Source organism: Bradyrhizobium ingae, from assembly GCF_055791185.1.
Genome location: NZ_JBVUBB010000004.1, coordinates 325,018 through 350,230, shown reverse-complemented (window position 1 = coordinate 350,230; position 25,213 = coordinate 325,018). Strand labels below are relative to the sequence as shown.

Here is a 25,213-nt window from a genome sequence, read left to right as displayed (position 1 = left end):
GTCGTCCGGGCCGATCAGGATCCGTCGCGGACGGATCCTGCCGGGAAGCGGGGCGGCAGCATGCGTGCAAGCGTGCCGTCCCTTTTCACGATGACGTGCCAGAACGTCGCGCCGATATGCGCGGCGACTGCTGCGTAGACGAGCCAGGCAAGAAGGCCGTGGACGGTCTCGCCGAGATGCGCAACCACTTGATTGCCGGCGAAGAGCCGCGGCAAATCGAACGTCCAGAAATATTTCAGTCGATAGCCACCGGCTGAAGAGAACAAATATCCCGTGACCGGCATCACGACGAGCAGGGCGTAGAGGACCAGATGGTTCAACCCGGCCGCGACCCGGACGAGCGCGTTTGACGTAGCTGGCTGCGGTGGCGTCTTGGTCGCAGCGCGAACCAGGAGGCGCAGGATGGTCAGGAAAAACAGCGTCTCGCCGAGCGATTTGTGCACTTCGAGCAATTCGCGGCGCGGCGAAGTTCCCGGCTGCTGCAGCCCGCAATAAAAGCCGATCAGCATCGCAATGATGAACAGGACGGCAGTGGTCCAGTGAATCCACCGCAGAAGCGGTGCGTAGGGCGGCGTTACCGATGCCGTCATCATGGGCTTGTTGTGATATCGCGTCGGCCAAGAAGGGCCTGCGACATTCCCAAGCACCATCCCGCCCCAGCCTCATGCTGCGGGCCGCGACGAATTACGTAATTCGCAATCGTGTGTCTAATGCCAAGAGCGTGATATTGGTCTGCTCAAATCGACAGACGCGGCGTTGCCGCGCGGGCCAAGGATCGAACGGAGGCGAGAGGCATGATGCGTAGATTGCTATTGGTGCTACTCGCCGCGAGTCTTGGATTCATCGCGGGCGCGCGTGCCGACACGTACCCCTCGCGTCCCATCACCATCATCGTGCCGTTCGCAGCCGGCGGGCCGTCGGATGCGATGGCGCGCGCGCTCGCCGAGCGCATGCGGGCGAGCCTCGGCCAGGCCGTGGTGGTCGAGAACGTCACCGGCGCCGGCGGCTCGATCGGGGTGGGGCGCGCCGTGCATTCGGCCCCTGATGGCTACACCATCTCCTTCGGCCATCTTGGCACGCACGTGGCCAACGGTGCGGTCTACAAGCTCCCCTACGATCTCGTCGCCGATCTCGAGCCGGTGGTGCTGCTGCCGAGCAACCCCATGATCATCGTCAGCAAGAACGCCGTGCCGGCGACGTCGCTGAAAGAGCTGCTCGCCTGGCTGAAGTCGCGCCCGGCGCCCGCGACCGCGGGCACGGCCGGTGCGGGCTCCGGCAGCCACATTGCCGGGGTCTATTTCGAGAGCGCTTCCGGCATCAAGCTGCAATATGTGCCCTATCGTGGCACGGGGCCGGCGCTGAACGACCTCATCGCCGGCCAGATCGACATCATCGTCGACCAGACCTCCAACTCCATCAACCAGGTCCGCGCCGGCACCATCCGTGCCTACGCGATCAGCGACGACAAGCGCCTGGCGTCCGCGCCCGAAATCCCGACCGCCGACGAGGCCGGACTGAAGGGCTTTCACATGACGCTCTGGTCGGGCCTATGGGTGCCCAAGGGCACTCCGAAGGAGATCGTGTCGAGGCTCAACGCCGCGGTGGTGGAAGCGCTCGGCGATGCCGCCGTGAAGAAGCAGATGGAAAATCTCGGCCTCGAAATGCCGCCACAGGACCAGCTCAGCCCCGAAGCGCTCGGCGCGCGGCAGAAGGCCGAGATCGCCAAATGGTGGCCGATCATCAAGGCGGCCGACATCAAGGTGGATTGAGCCGGGCGCATCGTACGGCATCACGCCGTGGCATTTCCTCGTCCTTCCAGCGCCATCTCAAGGCACTGTATCAGATCGGAGGCGACGAACGGCTTGCCGAGGAAGCAGAGTGCACCGGCCCTCAGCGCCCGCGCGCGCACGCTCTCATCCGGAAATGCCGTAATGAATATGAACGGCATCGCCGAGCCCTGGGTACGCATCTGCGTCAACAGGTCGATCCCGCTCATGACCGGCATCTGCACGTCCGCGATCACGCAACTGGCAGCGTTCAGATCGGTTGAACCCAGGAATTCCTCGGCCGAGGCGAATGTGTGCACGACGTATCCGCGCGACGCCAGAAGATTGTCGATCGCCGCCCGGACATAGGGATCATCGTCGAGCACCGAAATCACTGAAGGCGCTGACAAAACGTCCGCTCCCGAGCTGCCTGCCGTAACATGCCGGCCGGGGACCACGGTGAGCCCATCAAGCGGGATTTGGAACTTATACTTAGGTTTGTTCGTCCCGCCTGGCATGCTGAATCCCGAGCGCTTCGTTCATTCTCACCAGCTCGGCCAACGACTTGGCACCCATCTTCCGCATGATCTGGCCGCGATAGATCTTGACGGTGATTTCGGCCAATCCCAGCTCGGCGGCCACGTGCTTGTTCATCATGCCGGACGCGACCAGAGACAGCACGTCCCGTTCCCGCGGGGTGAGCGACTCGAAGCGGGACCTGACGTTCGACACCGTCTTCTCGATCTCGCGGCGCTTGCGATCGCGCTCGATCGCGGCCTGAACCGCGTCCAGCATGTCCTGGTCGCGCACCGGCTTGGTCAGGAAGTCGACCGCGCCGCTCTTCATGGCCCGGACGGTCATGGGAATATCGCCATGGCCGGTGATGAAGATGATGGGCGTGTGTATGCCCGCCTTGGCGAGATCGGCCTGCAGGTCGAGGCCGCTCAGTCCCGGCAGGCGGATGTCGAGCACCAGACAGCTCGGAACCTCCGGCGGCTTGCTCTGCAGGATCTCTGGCGCCGAGCCGAATGCCGTGACCCTGAGGCCGACCGATTCAAACAGATTGATAAGCGCCCGGCGCACAGAGGGGTCGTCGTCGACGACCAGGACCATCGGCTCATTGTCATCCGCCTGCGGCATGGAGGGGACGCGGCGTTCGTTCACGTCGCTTCCTCCTGGTGCAAGGGCAGGGTGATCTGAAATGTCGCGCCGCGCCCTTCATTGGGCGAGGCCGAAAGCCTTCCGCCGTGAGCCTCGACGATGGAACGGCAGATCGAAAGTCCCATGCCCAGGCCGCTGGATTTGGTGGTGAAGAACGGCGTGAACATGCGATCGATCGTATCGGCAGAAATGCCGACCCCGCGGTCCGCCACGCTCACCAGAACTGATCCGTTCTTATCCGGACCGGAGCGGATCACCAGCTCGCGCGGGCAGTCCTTGACGCCTTCCATCGCTTCGATCCCATTCATGATCAAATTGATCAATACCTGTTGTAACTGGATTCGGTCGCCGAAAATGTTGGGCAGCACAGATCTCAACTCCATTCGCACCGATACGGCATGGGTGGCCATCTCGCGTTGAACCAGCGTGACCGCCTCGCGAACGACCCGGTTGAGGTCGAGCGGAACCATCTCGATGTCGGTCCTCTTGGCGAGCGCGCGGACGTGACGGATCACCTCGCTGGCACGGTTGCCGTCCTCGATGATCCATTCCACCGAGCGGCGTGCCCCTTTCAGGTCGGGTGGGCTGCGCTGCAGCCAGCCGATGCACGCATCGGCGTTGGCCATCACGGCGGCGAGGGGCTGATTGATTTCGTGAGCAATCGAGGCGGTCAGCTCGCCGAGCGTCGTTACGCGCGTCACATGGGCGAGTTCGGTCTGCGCCTTGCGGAGCGCCTGTTCGGCCTGATCGGCGCGGATGGCCGCGGTCACGTCGGTGCAGACGCCGCGATAGCCGAGAAAATTGCCGTTGGCGTCGAAGAACGGCTTGCCGCTGGTACGAACATAGGTCGGCTGTCCGTTCCGGTCCTTGCTCCGGTACACGAGGTCGCGAAACGGAACGTGCGCGTCGAGCGCCGCTCGGTGCTGCTGCCACTTCTCAGGTTGGAGCGCGGCATCGGGAGCAATGTCCCAACGTGCGAGCCCGACCGCCCAGGAAGGAGCCATGCCGACCGTTTCAGGGTGTTCGGAGACGCGTGTGACGCGATGGTCGGGCCCGGTCTCCCAGAACCAGTCGGACGCGGTTTCGGCATAGTCGCGGAAGCGCTGCTCGCTCTCGCGAAGCAGTCGTTCCGCCTCCTTGGCCGGGGTGACGTCGCTCACCGAGCCAACGAACTCGACGTTACCGCCGGCGTCTCGCGTGGCGCGGGCCACCGCGCGAACAAATTTCACGCTGCCGTCAGGCATCACGAGCCGGTATTCGTGATCGTAATCGCGCCCCTCGCGCATTGCGCGCCCAGTGGTCCGTCGCACCGCGAGCCTGTCATCCGTATGGATGCGCTCGAGCATGAAAGGGATCGTGGGCTGCTCCGTCTCGTCGCATTCGAAGATGCGATAAGTCTCCTTCGACCAGGTGATCTCGCCGGTCGCGGCTTTCCAGCCGAAGCTGCCGGTGTGGCTCAATGCCTGCGCCTGGGCTAGGTAAGCCTCGCTCTGTCGCAGCGCATTCTCCGCTTCCTTGCGCTCGGTGATGTTCTCGCAGGCGACCAGCACGATCTGCTTGCCGTCGCCTTGCGGCATGGCCTTGGCGTTCTCGCGTACCCACAGAACCGAGCCGTCCTTGCGCACCTTGCGGATTTCCCAGGTGTGCGACTGGCCGACGGTCTCGAGGCACAGCGCAACGCACTGACGGACAAAGCCACGGTCTTCCTCGAAAAACACGCTGAGCACGGATTGGCCGATCAGTTCCGCTGCCGTGTAGCCCAGTTGCGCGGCGCCGAACGTGTTCACGTTCACCACGGTTCCAACAGGATCGACCATGAAATACATGACCGGGTTGTGCTCGAAGACCTGCTGCCACTGCGTCATCGCCTCGTGCAGATCGGCATTGCTGGACTTGAGGCTCTGCTTGAAGCGGCCAGCCCGCCGTTCGCTGCGCGCCTGCTGGATCAATCCCGACCCGATCAGGCAGGCGAAAAGGAACGGAGCAATCACGAGGCGATCCTGTGGATCCGAGATGTGGAAATCAAAGAGGGGCGGGGCGAAGAAAAAGTCGAGCGTGGCAACGGCGAGGAGAGTGAGGAGGCCGGAGGAGAGGAAGCTGTCCGTAAGCGCAAACGGCAGGACCACCATGAGATAGCAGAGCGCGGTCGCGGCGAGCCCGATCTTGAGGAAGAAACAGGCCGCGGTCACCAGCGCCAGCGCGACGCAACCGAAGACGAATTGCGCGGCTGATTTCCAGATTTTTGTTATCTGGCCAGGCTTCATCGCAGACGGTCCCGGCTCATTTCTGCGGTGGATGCAAGTAGACCACGTTGCAACAACATCGGCAATTCCCCCCGACCAAAGTCGGACCGATGGCGATGGGACGACGTGCGGTCTTTGGATTTGCGGCTTGCCATGCCCCTCCTCGCCGTGAACCAACGCCGACCGGGACTTCCCGGAGGCCGTGCAATCGGCGCATCGTGCGCCGCCTCGTTGCGAAAATGCCGTCGAAGGCCCCGGGCAACTACGGGACAAACCTAGGTATAGCTCGCTCATCCCTAGTCATGTCGGTCATTTACCTCCGTACAATTGAGCAAATCGTTGCTGACGGACTAGCCTTATGACCGATCGGGAAAGGTCGATGGTGCTGCCGCTGGCGGCGACCGCGAAAGAGCCGGGTCCAAGTGTACGGTTCGAACGGTCTCACCGACGGGCGCAGGACGAAAGACCAGGCCGCTGCCCTGCTCGGGATGTCGCCATGACAGTGAAAGCGTTGTGCTCGTTGCCCGTACGTTCCGCAGGATCCGTCGCGCACTGCGACGGCGAAACGGCGATTTCCACGATCCGGCATGCATGTGAATTCGAAGGGAAGAGATCGGACAACGGAACGAGGGAGAGAGTGATGTGCGACAAGTCCGAACAGCATGAGCGCCGTCCTTCAGACCAGAGCTGTGCCGTTTGTAGCCGGCAGTTTGGCTTGATCCGGTACTATTCCTGGCGAACCGCGCTCTGTTCCAAGAAGTGCCTCGATCGTTTCCGTGCTCGCAGCGACCGCGATCGCCGCTGGCTGTTTCGTGCGCGGGTGGCTTGAGGATTCGCCGGAAAGGTTGGCCGTTCAGCAATTCTGATTCAGGAGGCAGCGTGTGAACCGATCGTGCAAGCTCCTTCTCTCGGGCGTTCTCCTGCTTGGCTTTGCTGCCGCGGTCGAGGCGCAGGAGGTTGGGCAAGGGGCTGCTCATCGCCAGCATCCCGCTCAGGATCAGGCTCTGCACGAAAAATTCTATTCGACCTGGCATATGCCGGACAACCCGGCGCTCAGCTGCTGTAACAGCGCAGACTGCTACCCGACCGAGATCAAGTACGAAGACGGCAAGCTTTACGCGCGGCGCAGGGAAGACGGCAAATACATCCAGGTCCCTGCCCAGAAGGTGGAGCGGAACAGGGACAACCCCGATGGGCGCAACCATCTTTGCGCGCCGCCTCCCGCGCTTTCTCCGCTGGATACCGTCTACTGCTTCGCATTTGGAGGTGCCACATGAGGTTCGCCTTCGTCTTGGTGAACGACAGGACACCGTTCCGGCAAACCTGGTGCTTGCAGTGCTGCGAGCGCATCGGCGGAAGCTATCTGCGCGAAATCGGAACGCATCTGCCCTATTGCGACTATGAATGCTACGCGCTGTTTCGTGAGGCGGGGGCGGATCAGCAGGAGCGCGCGAGGGCGGCGTCATGAAGTTTGTCGTGGTCAATCACGAGCCGCCGTCGCCCGAGGCCGCGTGCAGCACCTGCGCCCAACCGCTCCAATCCGGCTATATCCGGCATGCGCGGACGCAGCGCCGCTACTGTGACCATGATTGCTACCGGCGAAATGAGATCGCGACGCTGATGATGGAGTGGTCGATGCCCGGCCTCACCGGGACGCGGGCCACCGAGAACATCGTGAGCGTCGCCAGTCGCGTCATCGAAGTCCTCGCAATTTTGGGTGCGGTGTCGTGCTGGAGTTCCACGATACAGATGTGGACCTTCTCGCGAGCATTGACCGACGCATGTTTGGGCGCTCACGACCTGATGGCGACGGAAGGAGGTGATGGCGAGCCATGCAATTGAGACCACGCAATTGAGCCCGCGTGGGACCGCAGTCACCAGACCTGAGAGGCGCCTCGTCCAGCCCCGGAGGCGTCGACCAGCGAGGGTGGGTTAGCAGATGGCGTAACCACCACGCCCCCTCCACATCGTGGTGGGTCACGCTTCGCTAACCCACCCACGGCTCCAAGTAGAATCCGCAAGTAGAAATCCGAAAGTGGAAATCGGCGTCAATCCGCGCCCATGAAGCTCGCCGGCGTCGCTGCTGCGGGCCTTGCGCGGACCTCCTGCGTTATGACGCGCTGGTCGGACTTTGCGGCTACCGCGCCGGACTCCTCGAACCGCGCCCGGTAAACCAGGACGTTCTCCATCACGCGCTGGACGTAGTTGCGGGTCTCCGACAGCGGAATGCGCTCGACCCAATCGACCGGATCGATCTTGGGGTCGCGGGGATCGCCGTGCGCCTGCACCCAGTCCCTGACCCGGCCACGGCCGGCATTGTAGCCGGCGAAGGTCATGATCTGGTTGCCGCGATATTCCGACAGCAGCGCACTGAGCTCGGCCGCACCCATCTGGGTGTTGTAGACGGGATCGGAGACCATGCGGTCCCAGTCGTAGGTGACGCCGAACCGTTTTGCCGTGTCGCGCCCGGCCTCCGGTGTGACCTGCATCAGCCCGACCGCATTGGCCGGCGATTTGTCGCGCTGGTCGAACGAGCTTTCGGTACGTGCCACCGAATAGATCACGCTCGTCTCGATCTCGGGTGCGACCTGCTTGTGCTGGGGAATTCCGATGGTCGGGAAGGCGTAGTGGTCGAGCGCGAGCCCGCGGGCGAGCGCCAGCTTGCCGATCTCCAGCATCGCGTGGGCGTCGCCGCGCCGGCCAGTAAGCTCGCCGAGCGATTCGAGCGCGGCAATGTCGGTGCTCTCGCCGGCAAAATCGGCGACGAAGGAGAACGCGACGTCGCGCTCGCCGATTTCGTAGAGCATGTCGGCCGCACGCACGCGCTCATCCGAGGGCTGTGCAGCCTCGGAGGCGAGGACGGGCGAGGGCGCGCGCAAATCGATGCGCTCGAGGCCGAGCCTTGCGCGTGCGAGCTGGCCGTAATAGGCGGTCGAATAGCGTGCGGCCGCCTGGTAGCTCCGAAGCGCGTCGGCGGCTGCTCCCAAGGCTTCCGCCGCGCGGCCGCGCCAATAATACCCCCGTGACAGCGCGATCGGGTTGGCGGAACCTCCGTCGATGGCGGCAAAGTGCGTCAGCGCCGTCTTGGGATCGTCGAGATAGCGTAGCGCAATCCAGCCGCACATGAAGTGATAGTCGATGCGGTAGACTTCCATCGCCGGCACCGCGGCCGTGCGCACCACGTCGTAGGCGGTCCTGAACTTGCCCTGGTCAAGCAGCTTGCGCGCCAAGAGCCGGCGCTCGCGCCACCAGGCGTCGGTGTCCTGGAGGACCATGGTGTCGGGAGAGGCCGCGAGGATGACCTGTGCCGCATCGTCGATGCGGTCCTTCAACAGGTGCCATTGCGCGCGGCACAGCGTGTAGCCGAGATCGCGGCGCGCATCCGCCGGCACCTCTTCCAGATAGTCCTTGGCCTTGTTCTCCTTGCCGTTGACCGCGGCGCAGGCCTTCACGATCGCAAGCTCGTCGCTGCCGAGCCGCTTTGCGGCGCGGCGCGCGGCGCCATACTCTTTGGCGCCGAGCCGCTTGTCCATGCGGGCCCGATGATCGTCCGCAGTCAAAAGCTCGCCGAACGCCTCGTAAGCGTCGCTCTCGGTTCGCTCGGACAGTTCCTCCGAGCGCCACGCGTTACGCACGAGCCTTGTGGCCGCGTCGCGATCGCCTTCGGCCAGCAGCACGCGTGCGAGCGCGAACTTGCCCTTGGCGGTCTGCGGCCGGTCGGCGGTGAACCTGTGCACGGTGATCGGATCGCTCTTCTCCTGCCAGAGGCGCGCCTCGGCGCGGCGGCGGAACGAGGCGATGCTCGGCCAGTCAGGATTGGCGGCAACGAACGCGGTGTAGCGGTTGAAATCGGCGGACGTCTCGGAGTGCCGCAGGATGAACCATTCGGCCAGCTTTTGCCCGGCGGGATCGGCGATCCGGTTCCTGGCCGCGGTAGCGTCGTCGGTCTTCGCCTTGCGCGCCAGATCGATCGCGTCCTTCAGCGCGGCGAGGTCGCCGGTCAGCGGCGGCCGTGAGGGCTGCTCCGACGGCTCCTCGTCCGGCTTCGATTTCCGTTTCGCTTCGGCCTGCTTGCTGTGCCGATGCTTGCCGGCCGCAGCGCTGCGCTGCTTGCCGGCTTTCGCGTCCTGCGTCTTCTTCGGACCGGATTGCTTGTGATGGCCCTTCGCCGCCGCCTCCGTCGAGACGAGCGCGAGTGCAGCCATGGTGAGGAAACACGCAAGCGAGCGTAGGCACTGGTTCATTCCATGGTCCCCCTGCGAAACCATCAGCACAAACCAAGATCCGCGACGTGATGCGGGCTTGAGCGACTCAAACGATAGCACGGCCTCGTCTGATCGATGTCACGCTCCGGCAACATTGCGGCAAAAATGCCGCCGAAATCGAACTCGACAGCTTCTGCAACTCACGCTTGGCATGACAGCGGGTCGCTCCGTGAAATCGTAAATGTGCGTTAACCTTCGATCGGCCGCTCCGGCGACTGTCGCGAAAAACCCCTGCGATGCAGCGTTTCAGGCCAATTTGCGCGTGTTTCAGGTAGCGGTTCCGGTGTATGGAGTCACAAGGTTCCTCAATCTCGAATTGCCCAAGCCCGCCATGCCGATTTTCAACCAATCGATCAGGCGCAAGATCGTCGGCATCGCCCTCGGGCTGATCGTGCTGATGGTGGTCACCTCGATCCTGTCGATGGTGATGTCGAGCCGGGTCGGCCATCTGCTCGACGAGCTGACCAACCGGTATATTCCCGCCTATGGCGACCTGGCGCGTGCCAATGTGCGCTCGCTGGAGCGGGCCCTGGCGCTGCGACGCATGGTGATCGCGAAAATGCAGACGCCACCGGACGAGGAGGGGTTTGCGGCGCGCTTGCGCGACTACAGGCAGACGGACGCGCTTGTCGTCAAAGAGGCCGAAGCCGCACGAAAACTGATCAATGCGATCATCGAGGACGACACCACGCCGTCGGACAACGCTGCGCTCGGTCGCATCGATGCCAGGATCGAGAACGCTCTTTCGGAGCTGCGCCGCGAGCTCTCTGAGGCCGACACGAGGCTGCTCAAGCAACTCGACGCCAAGGATTTTGCCGCGGCGCGTGACACGATGGCCCAGGTCGACACGCTGCGCGACGTGTTCAACCAGCGGATCGACACGATCCGCGCCGACATGCTGGGGCAGGTGTTCGCGAGCACGAGGGCGGTGATCCGCCATCAGACGCAGGCGATCGTCATCTCGGCCTTGGTGACCCTGCTTGCGGCGATCGTCGGACTCGCATTTGCGCTGCTGGTCTCGAGCGGCATCACGCGTCCGGTGCGCCTGTTGCTTGCCGGCACGCGCGAGGTCGAGGCGGGCCGCTTCGATCATACGATCAGCGTCTCGACGCAGGACGAGATCGGTGAGCTTGCCGCCGCCTTCAACCGCATGATCGAGCAGCTCCGTCGCAACGAGCGCATCCGCGAGACCTTTGGCCGCTACATAGACCCGAAGGTGGTGCAGGGGCTGATCGACCGGCCGGAGGTCGCCGTCGATGGCCAGAGGCGCGTGATGACGATCATGTTCTGCGACATGAGTGGCTTCACCTCGATGAGCGAGGGCATGACGCCTCGCGGCCTCGTCAAGGTCATGAACCACTACTTCACGGTGATGTCGGAACCCATTCGGGCCAACCGCGGTGTCATCGACAAATATATCGGCGACGCCATCATGTCCTATTGGGGCCCGCCCTTCATCGAGGAGGCCGAGCAGGCCCCGCTCGCCTGCCATGCTGCGCTCGACATGGCCGACCAGGTGCCGGCGCTTCAGAAGCAGCTCCCCGATCTCCTCGGCATCCGCGCCATGCCCGCTCCTTGCGACCTCAGGATCGGCATCGCCACCGGCGAGGTTCTGACCGGCAGCATCGGCTCGGAGCTGATGATGAGTTTTACGGTGATGGGCGATGCGGTGAACCTTGCCTCGCGGCTGGAAGCGGCCAACAAATTCTATGGCACCCGCATCCTGATTTCGCAGGCGACGGCGGCTGCGCTCGGCGCGAGCCTCGAGCTGCGCGAGATCGATCTTCTCGCGGTCGTCGGCCAGAGTGTGCCGCAGCCCGTGTTCGAGGTCATGGGCAAGGCCGGCGGGCTCCCACAGGACCAGATCGGCCTCAGGGCGCACTATGCCGAAGGGCTTGCGGCGTACCGCGCTGGCCGCTGGGACGAGGCGCGGCAGGCCTTCAACGCGGCGCTGGAGAGCGTGCCTGGCGATGGCCCCTCGCGCACGCTGCTTACCCGTCTCGAGCAGCTCCGGAGCAGCCCGCCTGTCCCCGATTGGGATGGCGCCTGGCGGATGGAGCATAAATGATCCAAAGGCGTTGCCCCGAATGAATTGAGCGGTCAGGTTCCGTCTCAAGCTGTGCTATGAATGTGCCCGTGTTTTTACGGGGGTGATCCATGAAGAAGGGCGACGTGACCTGTCCGCACTGCAAGGCGGGCTTTCGGCGGCTGGAACTGGCAACGGAGCCGCCGACGACCGGTGAGTACCGCTGTCCGGCCTGCGACGAGCTTGTGGAGAAGTTCAACGGTCTCGCCTTCGTGGCCTACCGTCTGACGATCCAGCCGTCGACGAAGGGAATCCGCGCGTAAGGCCGCGTCTCCCGCCGGCAACCGTGTCTTGCGGGTGCGGCGCGTCAACATCCCCAAGATGCCGAAAATCCGACGCGCGCCTCGGCGAGACCGCGCTCCGGGAAAAAATTCATTCAGTCCGATAACGATGTTGGCCGTGACCTATTTCGCGAGCTTACGCTCGTTGTTCTTCGAAGGCGTATTATGGGGACACGCCGATGACAGAACTTCAGGACAGGCTGGAACGGTTTGAGACGCTCACCGCCGAGTGCGAGCTGATCGCCAAGCTGGCGACCGACAGCGAAAAGCGGGAGTTCTACCTCAAGCTCGCGGGGCACTACCACGAGCTGGCGGCCGACGTCCGGCGGGCGATTGCGCCCAAAGCCGCGGCGTGACGACGGTCGAAAGCCGTTCTTAACACTTGGCGCGCATCCTCTTGAGGATGTGAGGCTGATCGCGTGCCGCGATTCCTCGCAGGTGGGAATGTGGAGGCCGTTGCCGTGCAGTGGCTCCAGGAACTGTTGCTTTGCAGGTCATCCCATGCGCGCTCTTGTGGTCATCTTGCTTTCACTCATGACGGCGGCCTGCGAGCCGGAGCAGGACATTACCGGCTCGACCGCCGCTTGCCCGTTGCGCAACTACAGCACCTACAATGCCAGGGACATGAACCAGTGCGTTGCCGCCTGCAAATCCTGCGACCACGGCACGACGGTCACCTGCACCACCTCCTGCACGCTGAAGGGCGCGCGCTGACTAGGCATGATGCAAGATAGGGGTGCCCAATCCTGTGGAAAGCCGCGCGAGTCTGCTATGGGTCAAGAGTGTCGTTTTGAAGATCCCTCGGCCTCTTCCGGTGTTCATCGATAAGCAGGCCCTTTAAGAGCGTCGCGTGACCTCGAATTGCATTAGGGATAGGGAGAACGTTAGCGCCTCCAATGCTCCGGCGCGTGGGCGCTAGCTGCGAGGATCATGACAGTTGCCTGCCGTTTGTTGGTCCCGCGCCTCTGTGATCGCCTGGACACTCACCGCCGCCCGCGCTCCTGCGATTTTCTTTCGCCGATCAAACAGGGCACACGGGGCTCTTTCGCGGTGGCTGGGACGATCTCGTTTTCCGGCGTGAGACCCGCAACTTCGAGAACAAGCTTGGTCCGGATCGCTTCCTGGAAGTTTTCGCGATTTTTGATCGTCATGATGAAGGCGCCCGGCCCACCGATCACGCAGTCCTCGTAGTAGAGATCGAGATTTTCGATGTCGATCGTCGAAAGGGATGGCTCCTTTATCATGATCGGCAGGCCGTTGATGATGATGCCTTTCTCCACGGCAGCGTCCCGCGCGCCGGTTACAGGGGCTCCGTCATTGTTCGGTCCATCGCCGGAAATGTCGATGACGCGCCGCGAGCCGCGGTACGGATTTTCTTCGAACAACTGCAGTGCGAAATTAATCGCTCCGGAAATCGAGGTACTTGAACCTCGGCGAACCGGCGTTTCCATGATCTCAGCGGCCACCGCAGCCGCCGATTCCGGGCCATCGATCACGCGCCAAGGGATGATGATCTTCTCGTCGCCCGACATCGACCACTCGAAATAAGTCACGGCCACCTTGCTGCCCGGAACGGCCCTCAGCGCCTGAAGGAACTCATTCGACGCGATGGCTCGCGAATAGCCCTCGCGCTGAATGGCAAGTTCGTTCAAATCCATCGAGTAGGAGATGTCGACGGCGATAACGAGCTCGACATTGACGGATGGTACATCGTGCCTGGTCTCGGCAAATCGAGGTTTCGGGCTTGGCGTGGCGATACCAGCCACGTCACCGCCGACTACCGTCCCCACAATAAACAACGCTCCGACCCAGACGCACCAGCGCATGGCGGTCCTCCCGTCGTTTCACGAGCATGGTGACACCCGAAGCGCGCCCGGAAAAGCGGAATTATGCAATTGGCGTCCACGTTTGCGACAATCGAGACAACGACCATGGACCTCGATGCGGCGCTTGTTGCCGCCAAATGCCCATCTGTCATCGTCGCTGGCCCGCAACACGCACTCGTGACGGGACAGTTCTCGCGGAGCTTGACCGGTTCGAACGGCAGGACGAACCAGGCCGGCGGCAGCTCCAGTGCACTACGACCGCGCAGTTTTCCCTTTTGAAGGGCTGGCGGGCCATCCGATGAATCGTCCAGCGATCCAGCCGATCAAACCCAGGAACGGAATGGGTGCGAGCGGCGCAAAGACAAGAGAGCCAATGCCAGAGGTGGGATCGAGAAAATCCGGGTATGGACCGAACCAAATCGGCATGGTGAGCATGGCCTGAACAACGCCGATGCCTTGCCCGGCATCGAAGACGTTGGCAATCATCTCGGGAGCCAGGAAGAACAGCGGCACATTGAGAAAAGACATCGCAGTTGCGGAAAGCCACATCGCGGACCGTGCCGATCCGGAGTTCGGTGACAGCCGGCAAGTCACGTACAACGCAACAAATCCCCAGTTCATGACCGCAAAATCAAGGGGGAGCTGAGAAATGAATGTCGAAAATCGATATCCCGATGGCCCGGCCTGCAACAGACCGGATTTGTAGCCAAGATAGATAAGTGTGGCGACTACGCTTGGACCGATAGAAACTGTCAAAAGCGCGATCAGAGGAACTTGGGTCCAGGCGAGCGACCGACCGTTTGCAGAAACCGCGTGTCGTCCTTTGTAGTATGCGAGCAAGATCGCCAGCAGCATCACTGCGAGGGCTGAGTATTCAAATAAGTCGGACATGTCACACTTGACTTGAGCTGGATCAACCCGTTCGGACTCCACGTATGCGGCTACTACCGGAAATCATTAGTGGTCGCTTCGCCGAACGAGGTTCACCAGATGCCCGCTTGGTTGTGCATAGCGGACTGAGGTCGGGCGTCGCGGTATGTCCGAAAAGGGCCAACAACGGACTACCGAGTGCAGCACAAGGTTTTGCTCGAATATGCTGTGTCCGTCACATCATGGCCCCGGGGATGAAACAACGGATGTCGATCCGCAGCACGTTGTCGAGCGCCCAGTAATAGATGGGCCAGACCATGGTGCGACCGGCACGGTTCGGCTCCTTGATCACGGCCTCGTCCGGCACGTCCCACCACTGGCTCGCGATGCGCACGCGGTAGCGGCCGTCTCTCACCTCCCAGTCGGCGTCGGATAGTGCCGTGCCGTCGGCATGGGAACAGCATGGCCCCTTGGTACTTTGGAGGCTCTCGAACCAGCCATTGAGCTCAGGACGGCTATGATCGTGCGCGTGCGCCGCGAAGTGCCAGACAAACAGCACGATCAAAGCCTTGACGGGAGCCATCAAGAATATCTTCGTCACTGCAATCTCCTTTAAATTGAGATTTGCGTCACGACTTCCGAAATGACTTAGTTCAATCCGCCCGGGTCTCTGATGTGAACACTTCACTTGTTGCGCCAACTCCAGACTAGCCGGGCGGCTCCGAAAGATCTCCGGATGTAGTTAGGTCTGCGGTGCGGACAGTGGCGTTCAAGCGGCGCGGTCTTTGGACGCAGCCCGACGTCAAGGTTCGGGTCATTCACGACCCTCCCGCCGATCATGCCCAGCATCCGACGTCCGCTTCCCTCCGGAAGCACCAAAATATTGCGTCGCTGCGAAACGACGCGATGGGCCATATGCAGACTCATGTACCGCAGCATGGAAGGCCCTACTCGATCACCTCTCCGGCGCGGCTGACCAGTTGGAGGGAAGTCGATTTTTGGAGCGGTCCGGTATGGTGCTGGTGGTGGTGTATGCGGTGCACGCAATGTCGCGTCATTGTCAGGCTTGGTGATCGCTGGCGTCACCGGATTGGCTGGTTCCGCTTCGAGTGGAGCGGCGTAGAGTGTTGCAGCAAATCTGGTCCGCTACCCAACAGGTCGCATCTGAGTTGAGTGAACACAAGAAGGGCCGCCAATCGATGGGCACGTGCCATTCACGGCTTCCAAATACGCCTTGTGCAGGTTTTAGGTCACGGCCTAATTGCACACTTCGGTTTGCGCCCCTCCAGGAGGGGCTCCACTCGGATAAGCCTGTTTAGTGAGCCGACAGCCGGGTCGTACCGCCCGACAGCCCGCCGCATTGCAAAACATTTGACCAGATGCGGACGGTTTCGCGGGTGCAGATTCGATCTCCTTCCGCTCTGTGTCTCGCTTCTTGGTATCTTCTCGGGTCGCGACGGGCTTCTTGTCCTGAACTTTCTCGCATTCGTTGTCGTCGTTGACGCGATAGCCAGCGCGACAGGCGATCTTCACGCAGGCATCTCCATCGGCCTTGAAACCATGATCACAGACCAGCGGGCACACGCGGCCTGACCGGGCCTTGATTGCATCCAACGCATCTGAGCTTGCAAGCGCCGTGTTGAGCTTCGTCCCGGCGTACTTGTTGAACATAGTCAGTGAACGCTGCGATTTGGCGCTCCATTCGCCGGTCTCCGCATCAGCAAGACAGCCGACGCGGCGAAGTTCGGACTGCACTGACTTGGCGAGTTCTTGCGGCGCTTGCGCGGGTTCAGGCGAAGGTGCAGGCGATGGGAGTGCCGCAACCTTCTGGTCGCCTTCCGGGCCAACTTTCTTCTCTGCCGCCTGCTTATCGGACAGAGCCTTGGCAACAGCGGCCTCAATCTCTTTGCGCCGTTGTTCGGCTGCTGCGGCTTTTGCCTCTTCGACCTGCTTGGTTTTCTCGGCGGCGAGCCGCGCATCCTCGGCAGCCTTGGCCGTGGCTGCGGCCTTGTCCTGCTCGCTTTTCTTTGCACGTTCAGCGGCAAGTCGTGCCTTGTCCTCCTCAGCCAGCCGCGCCTTCTCAGCAGCCGCTGAGCGGGCCTCCTCCGCCGCGATCTTGTTGAGTTGGCCCTTGGCGAGGTCGGCATAAAAGCCATCAGCATATCGGTTGAGGAAAGCTGTCCAGCCGTCACGGGTGCCGAGTTGCAGGGCAAGCTCGTAGTTCCTGCGAACCGCTTCCTCAGGGCTTGCCTGAGGGCCGGTTGCCGTAGGCTTCGCTGCGACCAGCGGCACATCGTCACCGCCAAGCGAACCGTAGACATACGGCTCCTGCTGGTAACTGGTGTTCTTCAAGACATCGTCTCGGACGAACCCGAACGCCTTGCGCAGATCGAGACCCGGCGTTGGCAGGCGCTCGACAAGCGCTGAGGCGAATGGGCTGTTCTTGCTGTCGCCATCCGAAGCCGTAGACCCTGCCTTCGCTGCGAACGCAATCATGGTGTTGGGGCTGGTCGGCTCTACCTTGGCGAGACCGCGCCCAATGGAACGGGCAGCAACAGTCCGCTTCATCGACCGAGCGAACGGATTATCGCGGCAGGCGTCCAGAATGATGAGGCGAAGCTGCTTTGCTGGCTCGACGGCGAACAACGCACGGTCAAGTCCCACGGCCTCATCGAGAACGTCACTGTCAGTCTCCAGAGCCGCGTCGGTCGGGATGAGGTAGTTCGTCCCATCTAACTCGATGCCATGACCAGCGTAATAGATGACAGCGACTTCAGCGTCTCGCGCTCGTCCGCCGAAGTCACGCAGGGCCTTGCGCATCTCGGTCGCATTGAGATCGGTCCTGATGTCGATCCAATCGAACCCTGCCTTCTTAAACATGCCGCCCACCAGGGCGGCATCGTTTGCGGGGTTGGAGAGCTTAGGTACGCTCTTATAGGCCGAGTTGCCTATCACCAGCGCGATACGGCGCTCGGCGTGTGCCGAACCGAACATCAGCCAAATGGAAACGAACAAGGAAAACCAACGAAAAGCGCCCATTACAGTCCCCGACAATAGGTGCGCAGCGTAAGTAGAGACTGCTGAAAGGCAAGCGCATCTTATGTGATGTCTATCACACATCGATGCAAAGGCTGGCGGAAACGTTGGCGAGTGCGAGTTCGGCTTCGGGTTATTCGCGTCGATCCTGGCACGTCCGCGGCATGTTCGCTTGCGGGACAATGTCTGCCCGATATCGCCCGTCGAAGGCACTAACTGGAACCCCAATCACGCAGTCTGAACTCACGGACTTTGAAATGCGCCAGCTCACGGCGCGGGGCACGCAGCTCCGGTCTTTACCCACGCTTCGACCAGCGCGCCGGCCTGCGCCTGCGTGCCGGGCACCGGCGAGCGGCCGAAGCCGGGCTTCCAGGCCCAGCCGACCAGCGTGTCCTTGCCGATGTGGTCGATCAGCGCTTCGACCTTGCGCCCGCCATTTCGTGCGGGATCCCTGATCTGCTCGCAGATCTCGCCAATCGTCTTGCCCTCCCAGGCCATTTTTCGTGGGGCAAGATGCCATTCGGGATGACCGGGGATACGGGCGGGCTCGAAATTGGCCTTCTGGTGGCAGGTGTGACAGCGCATCGACTCCAGGCCATGGCCGTCGGCACCACGCGTGACCGGCGGCTGATGCAGATGCGGATTGTCGCCTTGCCGCGGGCTGTCTCCGGCCGGATGGCAGTTGGTGCAGCGCGGATGCGTCAGCACCTTGCCGAGCTCGGTGAAGATCGCGGCCGAGCGCTTCTCTGTGTCGGCGATGTCAGCAAAGCTCTCTGGCGAGGCCAGCGCATGGCTCGCCGTCTCGGAGGCAGCAAAGCCTGCACAAAGGCTGCTGGCGAGCGCAGCGATCACGGCCATCGTCTTGAAGCGCGTGTCGGAGATCATGGCTCGTGTCACTTGGTCGCAATGAGGTAGCGATTTGAATCGGCGAGGATCACGTCGCGCACCGCCTCGTGATACTTGACGTAGCCGGTGCAGCGGCAGAGATGGCCGTCGAGCGCGTCGGCGATCGTCTGCTCCAGCGCGTCGCGGGCGACCGGCTTGCGCGTGAGGCGTTCGAGCAGGACTTGTCCCTCGTTGAGGAAGCCCGCCGTGCAGTAGCCGCACTGAAACGCGAAATGGTCGATGAAGGCCTTTTGCAGTGCGGAGAGTTCGCCATCTCTGGCATGGCCCTCGACGGTGCGGATCGACTTGCCGTCGAAATTCACGGCCGGGGCGATGCAGGTCGGGCTGGTGTAGCTGGTGCCATCGGGCTCGTCGACGATGATGGCGCAGCTCAAACATTGCGCCGCGCCGCAGCCGAATTTCGTGCCGGTCATGCCGAGCATCTCGCGCAAGAAATCGTTCATCGAGAGGTCGTCGCGCACCTCCACCGGACCGTGCTTCTGGCCGTTGATGGTGAGGCTGAGGGTCGTCACGGGAGCACTCCCTTCAAGAGGCTTGATGTGACCGGCAGCGCGCGGAAGCGGTGGCCGGTGGCATCATGGATGGCGTTGATGAGCGCGGGCACGATCGGGATCATGACGACCTCCGCCATGCCCTTGGGCTCTTCGTCCGGCGTCAGCGGCTTCAGCATCTCGATCTCGAGATCGCGCAGGGGAAGGTCCGAGCCGCGCGCGACGAGGTAGCGTCCGAGATTCCATTCGCCGTTGCCCGGACCGCCTTCGAAGGGCGGCAGCGTCTCGAGCAGCGCATAGCCGACGCCCATCGCGAAGCCGCCATGGGCCTGACCCATGACGACCTCGGGCACGAGCGCGGTGCCGCATTCGAACACGCTGTAGGCCTTGGCGATGCGCAAGGCGCCCGTCGCGCGCTCGATCTCGACACGGACGACCGTGCCGCACATCGAGGTGTAGGCTGTGCCGATGCGATTGTTGTCGGTCGGGGGAAACTTGACGCTGGTGCGGTTGATGCGCTCGAACTTGCCGCCACCTCGGCGGATCGCGAGGGCGTCGATGTCGGCACGGTATTGCTCGCCGAACAGCGGGAAGCGGGCGCGTGACCAGGCCCAGCGGGAAAAGCTGTGCGCGGCCGCGCCGGTGACGAAGCCGCGCGCATGGGCGGTTGCCGCCAGCGCTGGCAGCGCAAGCGGTTCGAGGCCGGGCATGACGAGCTGGCCGTTCTGCCAATGCGCGCTGGCCCATTGCCTTGCGCGTGCGTCGGTCTTCGGAATGCGCCAGAGCTCCAGCGCCGCCGGCCACAGGCCGAAGCGGAAGATGACGCGGGCAGCCTCCGCAGACGAATGCGTGCCGACATGCGCGCCGATCGAGGCTGACGTTGCCGAACTGATCGCCGGCACCCAGCGCGGATTCCTCTCGGCTGCATCCTGGGTCTTCTGATCCATCGTGTAGGGATCGCCGGAGGTGACGAGACCGAGAGCGTCGTAGCTGTCGACGCGGGCGACCGAGACCTCGTCGGCTATCGCGCCGAGATGGCCTGCCACCCGGTTCGCCAGCGCCGTGCCGACGCCGTTGCCCATCTCGACATGGTCGCAAAAGATCGCGATCTTGCCGTCGGCGGTCAGCTCGACGCGCCCGAGCGAGCAGTCAGCGCCCGAGCCATAGTCCTTGGTCACGCAGGCAACGCCGGTGCCGACCAGGCGGTCCGATGAGGCCTGCTTGAATTGCGCGCGCTGCTGCCAGATCGCATGCTTTTCCAGCTTGTCCAGAATTTCGGGCGTGCGCACCGAGACGATGTAGGGATTACCCGTCATGGTCCGGCCGTTTTGCTTCAGCGCATTGCGGCGTCGGAATTCGATCGGGTCGAGCTTCAGCTCGCCTGCAGCCTCGTCGATCAGCACTTCCAGTGCCGTCATGGTTTGCAGCGTGCCGTAGCCGCGCATCGAGCCTGCGGTGACGCCGCGCGAATGCAGTGCCACGGTCGTGACGTCGACCTTGGGGATGTCGTAGATGCCGATCGCGCCGGTGGCGGCCACCACGGCGACGTTGGCCGAGAAATTGGCGAGACCGCCGCCGTCGAGCACGTGATCGGCGGCGAACCCCTTGATCATCCCGCTCGCGCGATCGATGCCGATGCGCGAGCGCATCTTGATCGGGTGGCGTTTGATGCCGCCCTGGAACTGCTGGTAGCGGTCATGGGCGAGCCGCACTGGCTTGCCCGGGAAACAGATCGCGGCGAGGGCGACGTAGAGAATGAATGGCGTGTGATCGCGGCCCCCGAAGCCGCCGCCGACATGTGCGAACTGCGCGTTGATATGCGCGGGCTTGTACGGTGCGCGGGCCTTGGCGAAGAGATGCGCGATCGACTCGGCGGCCTCATAAGGGGACTGTACGCCGAGCACTAGCTCGAGATTGCCGCCCTTGCCGTTGTACCAGGCGAGGCCGCATTCGGGCTCCAGGAACATCGGGTCGACCGACTGCGTCTCGAATTCGCGGTCGAGGACCAGCAGCGAAGCATTCTCCGCCGCAAGCTCCGCTCGGATCTGCTCGCCATGTTTTGCGGCCTTGGCGTAATCGGGCGGCATCTCCTTGGCGAGCGGCGACCACACCGGCAGCGCGGCGCTCTGGACCTTCTTGGGTGAAACCCAGCCGGCCTGGATCGGCGAATAGACGTCCGGCTTCTCGGGCGCACTGCCGGCCACGCGGGTGAAGCGGAAGGAGCCGTAGTCGGGCGCGATGATCGGCCCGGTCTCCTCGCCGAATTTGACGAAGGTCCCGTCGCGCAGGACGAGGCGCGCCTGGTCGAAGGCGTCGAATTTTTCGAAGATGAGGAGCGCAACCGGCTGCCCCAGATAGAGCGGCGTCTTGCCGGGTGCACAGAACAGATCGCCTGCGTAGAATTCGGGCACCTGCGTGCCGATGCGGTCGAGATCGGCGGCGGTGACGACGACGGACGGCTTCAATGCACCCGACAGGCGCGCGAGATCCATGCCGGTGTAGACATGTGTGGCGTCATTGGCGCGGACCAGGATCGCGTGCGAAGTGGCCTGTGGCCAGCCCGGAAGGTCATTGGCACGGAAATCGGAGGCGTAGAGCTTTGCGCCCGTCACCTTGGCGACGCCGTCGACGCGGCCTGCACCTTTTGTCGCAGGATTGAAATTGCCGCGTCCGGGAAGCGTCTCGTGCGAGGCGAAGGGCGCCTCCTTCGCCAGACCGAGATGCGACAGGCTGACCGAGATGCCACCTGCCGATAACCACTTCACGAGCTCACGTCGCGAAGGCCGCATGTCCTGATCCTCGTACAAGATTTCGAGCACATCATGATGCTGACGGCATCGGTGCCCGGAGGGTACGCGCCAACGCTCGCGTGAAGCTGTCATGATTCGTCACGCTGGAATAGAAGCGGGTGGGGCGTTTACAACGAATGAAGACGCCCCGCGTCGCGGACGAAATCGCGCGGGGTGCCTCGGGGGAAATTGCAGGAATTTGGCCTCCGGCGGGGCCGAATCCGGGTGCGGCCGGGCTTCCCCTGAGGGCCGGCATGGCCTATTTACGCCGCAACGCAACATTCCCCCAAAAAAGACCTCATGATCCGCCTCGACAACGTCAGCAAGCAAGCCGGCCACCAGATCCTGTTCATCGAAGCCTCCGCCGCCCTCAACAAGGGTGAGAAGGTCGGGCTTGTCGGCCCGAACGGCGCCGGCAAGTCGACCCTGTTCCGCATGATCGCCGGGCAGGAGCTGCCCGATGAGGGCCAGGTCTCGATCGATCGCGGCATCACCATCGGCTATTTCAGCCAGGACGTCGGCGAGATGAGTGGCCGCAGCGCCGTGGCGGAAGTCATGGACGGCGCAGGCCCGGTCAGCGTGGTCGCGGCCGAGCTGCGCGAGCTCGAGGCGGCGATGGCCGATCCGGACAAGGCCGACGAGATGGACGAGATCATCGCGCGCTATGGCGAGGTGCAGCATCGTTTCGAGGAGCTCGACGGCTATGCGCTCGACGGCCGGGCGCGCGAGGCGCTGTCCGGCCTCGGCTTCAGCCAGGAGATGATGGACGGCGATGTCGGCGCGCTCTCCGGCGGCTGGAAGATGCGCGTGGCGCTGGCGCGCATCCTCCTGATGCGTCCCGACGTGATGCTGCTCGACGAGCCCAGCAACCATCTCGATCTCGAAAGCCTGATCTGGCTGGAGAAGTTCCTGCACGATTACGAAGGTGCGTTGCTGATGACCTCGCATGATCGCGAGTTCATCAACCGCGTGATCTCCAAGGTGGTCGAAATCGATTCCGGCTCGCTCACCACGTACGCGGGCGATTACGAGTTCTACGAGCAGCAGCGCGCGCTGAACGAAAAGCAGCAGCAGGCCCAGTTCGAGCGCCAGCAGGCGATGCTCGCCAAGGAGATCAAGTTCATCGAGCGCTTCAAGGCACGTGCGTCTCATGCCGCGCAGGTTCAGAGCCGGGTCAAGAAGCTCGACAAGATCGAGCGGGTCGAACCGCCGCGCCGCCGCCAGAGCGTTGCTTTCGACTTTCTGCCTGCGCCGCGCTCGGGCGAGGATGTCGTCGCGTTGAAAAACGTCCACAAGGGCTATGGCAGCAAGCGCATCTATGACGGGCTCGATTTCATGATCCGTCGCCGCGAGCGCTGGTGCGTGATGGGCGTCAACGGCGCCGGCAAGTCGACCTTGCTCAAGCTCGTGGCCGGAGCGAGCGATCCCGATCACGGCACGGTGGCGCTGGGGGGCAGCGTCAAGATGGGCTATTTCGCGCAGCACGCGATGGACCTGCTCGACGGCGAGCGCACCGTGTTCCAGTCGCTGGAGGACGCTTTCCCGACCGCCGGGCAGGGGTCCTTGCGCGCGCTTGCCGGCTGCTTCGGCTTCTCCGGCGACGACGTCGAGAAGCGCTGCCGCGTGCTCTCGGGCGGCGAGAAGGCGCGCCTCGTGATGGCGAAGATGCTGTTCGACCCGCCGAACTTCCTGGTGCTGGACGAGCCGACCAACCATCTCGATCTCGCGACGAAAGAAATGCTGATCACGGCGCTGTCGGATTTCGAAGGCACCATGCTGTTCGTCTCGCACGACCGGCACTTCCTCAGCGTGCTCTCCAACCGCGTGCTGGAGCTGACGCCCGAGGGCATCCACCAATATGGCGGCGGCTACACCGAATACGTTGCCCGCACGGGGCAGGAGGCGCCGGGATTGCGGAGCTAGCATTCCCGTACGCGCCTTGACGCGTTGATGCCGCTCGCTACGCTCGCGCCGCTTTTTGGAATGCGGGAGTAGCTCAATGGGCGGCTTGGTGATCAGGGGCGGCCGGGTGGTCGATCCGGCCAGCGGGATGGATGCTGTCGGCGACGTGGCTGTCATGGACGGCCGGATCGTCGCCGTCGGCACCGCCCTTGGCGGCGCCGAGCGGACGATCGATGCGACCGGCCTCGTGGTGGCGCCCGGCTTCATCGATCTGCATGCACATGGCCAGTCGATCCCCGCCGATCGCATGCAGGCGTTCGACGGCGTGACGACAACGCTGGATCTCGAGGCCGGTGTGCTGCCGGTCGGCGCCTGGTATCGCAAGCAGGCGGCGAAGGGACGCGTGCTCAACTACGGCGCGTCGACCAACTGGGCATTCGCGCGCATCGGCGCGATGACGGGCTCCAACTCGGAAAGCTCGCTGGAGGCGTTCGGCAATGCCATGCGCGATCGCCGCTGGATCGACAACGTGGCGAGCGATACGGAGGTGGGTGGCATCCTCGATCGTCTTGCGGGCGGACTCAACGAAGGCGGCATCGGCATTGGCATTCTCAACGCCTACGCTCCCGGCGCCGGCGTGCAGGAGCTCACCGCGGTTTGTCAGTTGGCGGCCAGCCATGACGTGCCGACCTTCACCCACGTCGCCTTCATGTCACGCGTCGACCCGGAAAGCGCGGCCGAAGCCTATATCCGCCTGATCGGCTATGCCGGCGCCACCGGTGCGCATATGCACATCTGCCACTTCAACTCCTCCAGCAAGACCGACATCGAGCGTTGCGTGAAGCTGGTGGCAAAGGCGCAGGCTCAGGGGCTTCCGATCACGGTCGAGGCTTACCCTTACGGCACCGGTTCGACGGTGCTTGCGGCCGCGTTCTTCAGTGACCCCGAATTCGTGGCACGCAACGGCACCGGCTACGACTCGGTGCAGCGCGTCGCTGACGGCCGTCGCTTCCGCGATCGGGAGGAACTGCTCGCGGCGCAGGCTGCCGAGCCTTCCACGCTGGTGCTCTGGCACATCCTCGATATCGAGAACAACGCGCACCACCGCGATCTCCTCGACATGTCGGTGCTGTATCCCGGTGGCGCGATCGCATCCGACGCCATGCCCTGGACACTCTCCGATGGCCGCACCTACACCGGCGATGCCTGGCCGCTGCCCAAGGACGCCACTTCCCATCCGCGCTCGGCTGGCTGCTTCACGCGCTTCATCCGCGAATGGGTGCGCGAGCGCCGTGCAGTGTCGCTGCTGGAAGGCATCGGCAAATGCACGCTGATTCCGGCGCAGATTCTCGAGCACAGCACGCCTGCGATGCATGCCAAGGGACGGCTCGCAGCCGGTGCGGATGCCGACATCGTGGTGTTCGACTACGAGACGCTGACCGACCGCGCGGAATTCTCCGCGATGAACCGTGCGTCGGAGGGCGTGCGCCACCTCGTGGTGAGTGGCCATCTGCTGATCACCGACGGCGTGCTGGATGTGGCGGCAAGACCCGGCCGGCCGGTGCGCCGGCCCGTCGCCGAGGCTTGAGGC

At 63.3% G+C, this 25,213-nt stretch carries 22 protein-coding genes; 10 read left to right on the top strand and 12 right to left on the bottom strand.

Translation table 11 applies throughout. The features are described from left to right. Positions 1 to 14: 14 nt before the first annotated feature. Positions 15 to 590, bottom strand: a complete 576-nt coding sequence (locus ACV1FX_RS08850) for a cytochrome b (protein ID WP_473117150.1) — start codon at positions 588 to 590, stop codon at positions 15 to 17. 207 nt (positions 591 to 797) lie between these two features. On the opposite strand from ACV1FX_RS08850, the gene ACV1FX_RS08845 reads away from it, so the two are divergent. Further along, entirely contained in the window at positions 798 to 1,769 is a 972-nt protein-coding gene (locus tag ACV1FX_RS08845; protein WP_473117226.1) for a tripartite tricarboxylate transporter substrate binding protein BugD, read from the top strand. 20 nt (positions 1,770 to 1,789) lie between these two features. On the opposite strand, the gene ACV1FX_RS08840 is transcribed toward ACV1FX_RS08845, so the two are convergent. The 3 genes from ACV1FX_RS08840 to ACV1FX_RS08830 all read right to left on the bottom strand — a co-directional run bounded on the left by ACV1FX_RS08840 (position 1,790) and on the right by ACV1FX_RS08830 (position 5,191). Beyond that, entirely contained in the window at positions 1,790 to 2,176 is a 387-nt protein-coding gene (locus ACV1FX_RS08840) for a response regulator transcription factor (RefSeq protein ID WP_473117225.1), read from the bottom strand. Positions 2,177 to 2,258: 82 nt separating this feature from the next. Next, positions 2,259 to 2,906 carry a response regulator transcription factor gene (locus tag ACV1FX_RS08835; RefSeq protein WP_473117224.1) on the bottom strand — a complete coding sequence of 216 codons (648 nt, stop codon included), beginning with the start codon at positions 2,904 to 2,906 and terminating at the stop codon, positions 2,259 to 2,261. 20 nt (positions 2,907 to 2,926) lie between these two features. Continuing rightward, positions 2,927 to 5,191 (bottom strand): PAS domain S-box protein, encoded by a 2,265-nt coding sequence (locus ACV1FX_RS08830; protein ID WP_473117149.1) that lies wholly within the window; start codon positions 5,189 to 5,191, stop codon positions 2,927 to 2,929. A gap of 860 nt (positions 5,192 to 6,051) precedes the next feature. Here ACV1FX_RS08830 and ACV1FX_RS08825 point away from each other — a divergent pair. Genes ACV1FX_RS08825 through ACV1FX_RS08815 form a run of 3 tightly spaced genes read left to right on the top strand, consistent with a single transcriptional unit; the run spans position 6,052 to position 7,012 of the window. Then, complete coding sequence (locus ACV1FX_RS08825; RefSeq protein WP_473117148.1) at positions 6,052 to 6,447, top strand: hypothetical protein; 396 nt, start codon at positions 6,052 to 6,054, stop codon at positions 6,445 to 6,447. Beyond that, positions 6,444 to 6,638, top strand: coding sequence for a hypothetical protein (locus ACV1FX_RS08820; protein WP_473117147.1), 195 nt, complete (start codon positions 6,444 to 6,446; stop codon positions 6,636 to 6,638). Before ACV1FX_RS08825 ends, ACV1FX_RS08820 begins: the two co-directional genes overlap by 4 nt. Next, complete coding sequence (locus ACV1FX_RS08815; protein WP_473117146.1) at positions 6,635 to 7,012, top strand: hypothetical protein; 378 nt, start codon at positions 6,635 to 6,637, stop codon at positions 7,010 to 7,012. Before ACV1FX_RS08820 ends, ACV1FX_RS08815 begins: the two co-directional genes overlap by 4 nt. A gap of 206 nt (positions 7,013 to 7,218) precedes the next feature. On the opposite strand, the gene ACV1FX_RS08810 is transcribed toward ACV1FX_RS08815, so the two are convergent. Next, positions 7,219 to 9,414 carry a lytic transglycosylase domain-containing protein gene (locus ACV1FX_RS08810; protein ID WP_473117145.1) on the bottom strand — a complete coding sequence of 732 codons (2,196 nt, stop codon included), beginning with the start codon at positions 9,412 to 9,414 and terminating at the stop codon, positions 7,219 to 7,221. A 352-nt stretch (positions 9,415 to 9,766) separates the two neighbouring features. Between ACV1FX_RS08810 and ACV1FX_RS08805 the strand changes: the two genes are divergently transcribed. The 4 genes from ACV1FX_RS08805 (at position 9,767) to ACV1FX_RS08790 (ending at position 12,516) form a co-directional block, all read left to right on the top strand. Continuing rightward, complete coding sequence (locus ACV1FX_RS08805; RefSeq protein ID WP_473117144.1) at positions 9,767 to 11,503, top strand: adenylate/guanylate cyclase domain-containing protein; 1,737 nt, start codon at positions 9,767 to 9,769, stop codon at positions 11,501 to 11,503. A gap of 89 nt (positions 11,504 to 11,592) precedes the next feature. Continuing rightward, on the top strand, positions 11,593 to 11,784 hold the full coding sequence (locus tag ACV1FX_RS08800) for a hypothetical protein (RefSeq protein WP_473117143.1): 192 nt from the start codon (positions 11,593 to 11,595) through the stop codon (positions 11,782 to 11,784). A 197-nt stretch (positions 11,785 to 11,981) separates the two neighbouring features. After that, positions 11,982 to 12,158 (top strand): hypothetical protein, encoded by a 177-nt coding sequence (locus ACV1FX_RS08795; RefSeq protein WP_473117142.1) that lies wholly within the window; start codon positions 11,982 to 11,984, stop codon positions 12,156 to 12,158. 145 nt (positions 12,159 to 12,303) lie between these two features. Next, positions 12,304 to 12,516, top strand: coding sequence for a hypothetical protein (locus ACV1FX_RS08790; protein WP_473117141.1), 213 nt, complete (start codon positions 12,304 to 12,306; stop codon positions 12,514 to 12,516). A gap of 269 nt (positions 12,517 to 12,785) precedes the next feature. Here ACV1FX_RS08790 and ACV1FX_RS08785 read toward each other — a convergent pair whose 3' ends face one another. The 7 genes from ACV1FX_RS08785 to ACV1FX_RS08755 form a co-directional block, all read right to left on the bottom strand. Further along, positions 12,786 to 13,628 (bottom strand): DUF1194 domain-containing protein, encoded by an 843-nt coding sequence (locus tag ACV1FX_RS08785; protein WP_473117140.1) that lies wholly within the window; start codon positions 13,626 to 13,628, stop codon positions 12,786 to 12,788. Positions 13,629 to 13,880: 252 nt separating this feature from the next. Continuing rightward, positions 13,881 to 14,519, bottom strand: a complete 639-nt coding sequence (locus tag ACV1FX_RS08780; RefSeq protein ID WP_473117139.1) for a hypothetical protein — start codon at positions 14,517 to 14,519, stop codon at positions 13,881 to 13,883. Between the two features lie 214 nt (positions 14,520 to 14,733). Continuing rightward, a complete protein-coding gene (locus ACV1FX_RS08775; protein WP_473117138.1) occupies positions 14,734 to 15,099 on the bottom strand; it encodes a hypothetical protein in 366 nt (121 codons plus the stop codon). Between the two features lie 656 nt (positions 15,100 to 15,755). Further along, on the bottom strand, positions 15,756 to 17,537 hold the full coding sequence (locus ACV1FX_RS08770) for a caspase family protein (protein ID WP_473117137.1): 1,782 nt from the start codon (positions 17,535 to 17,537) through the stop codon (positions 15,756 to 15,758). A 264-nt stretch (positions 17,538 to 17,801) separates the two neighbouring features. Then, positions 17,802 to 18,419, bottom strand: coding sequence for an Isoquinoline 1-oxidoreductase subunit (locus ACV1FX_RS08765; RefSeq protein WP_473117136.1), 618 nt, complete (start codon positions 18,417 to 18,419; stop codon positions 17,802 to 17,804). 8 nt (positions 18,420 to 18,427) lie between these two features. Further along, a complete protein-coding gene (locus ACV1FX_RS08760) occupies positions 18,428 to 18,952 on the bottom strand; it encodes a (2Fe-2S)-binding protein (RefSeq protein ID WP_473117135.1) in 525 nt (174 codons plus the stop codon). Next, positions 18,949 to 21,720 carry a xanthine dehydrogenase family protein molybdopterin-binding subunit gene (locus tag ACV1FX_RS08755; RefSeq protein WP_473117134.1) on the bottom strand — a complete coding sequence of 924 codons (2,772 nt, stop codon included), beginning with the start codon at positions 21,718 to 21,720 and terminating at the stop codon, positions 18,949 to 18,951. The genes ACV1FX_RS08760 and ACV1FX_RS08755 overlap by 4 nt, the downstream gene beginning before the upstream one ends. Before the next feature lie 300 nt (positions 21,721 to 22,020). On the opposite strand from ACV1FX_RS08755, the gene ACV1FX_RS08750 reads away from it, so the two are divergent. Then, complete coding sequence (locus ACV1FX_RS08750) at positions 22,021 to 23,643, top strand: ABC-F family ATP-binding cassette domain-containing protein (protein WP_473117133.1); 1,623 nt, start codon at positions 22,021 to 22,023, stop codon at positions 23,641 to 23,643. Positions 23,644 to 23,719: 76 nt separating this feature from the next. After that, positions 23,720 to 25,210, top strand: a complete 1,491-nt coding sequence (locus tag ACV1FX_RS08745; RefSeq protein ID WP_473117132.1) for an amidohydrolase family protein — start codon at positions 23,720 to 23,722, stop codon at positions 25,208 to 25,210. Positions 25,211 to 25,213: the final 3 nt, after the last annotated feature.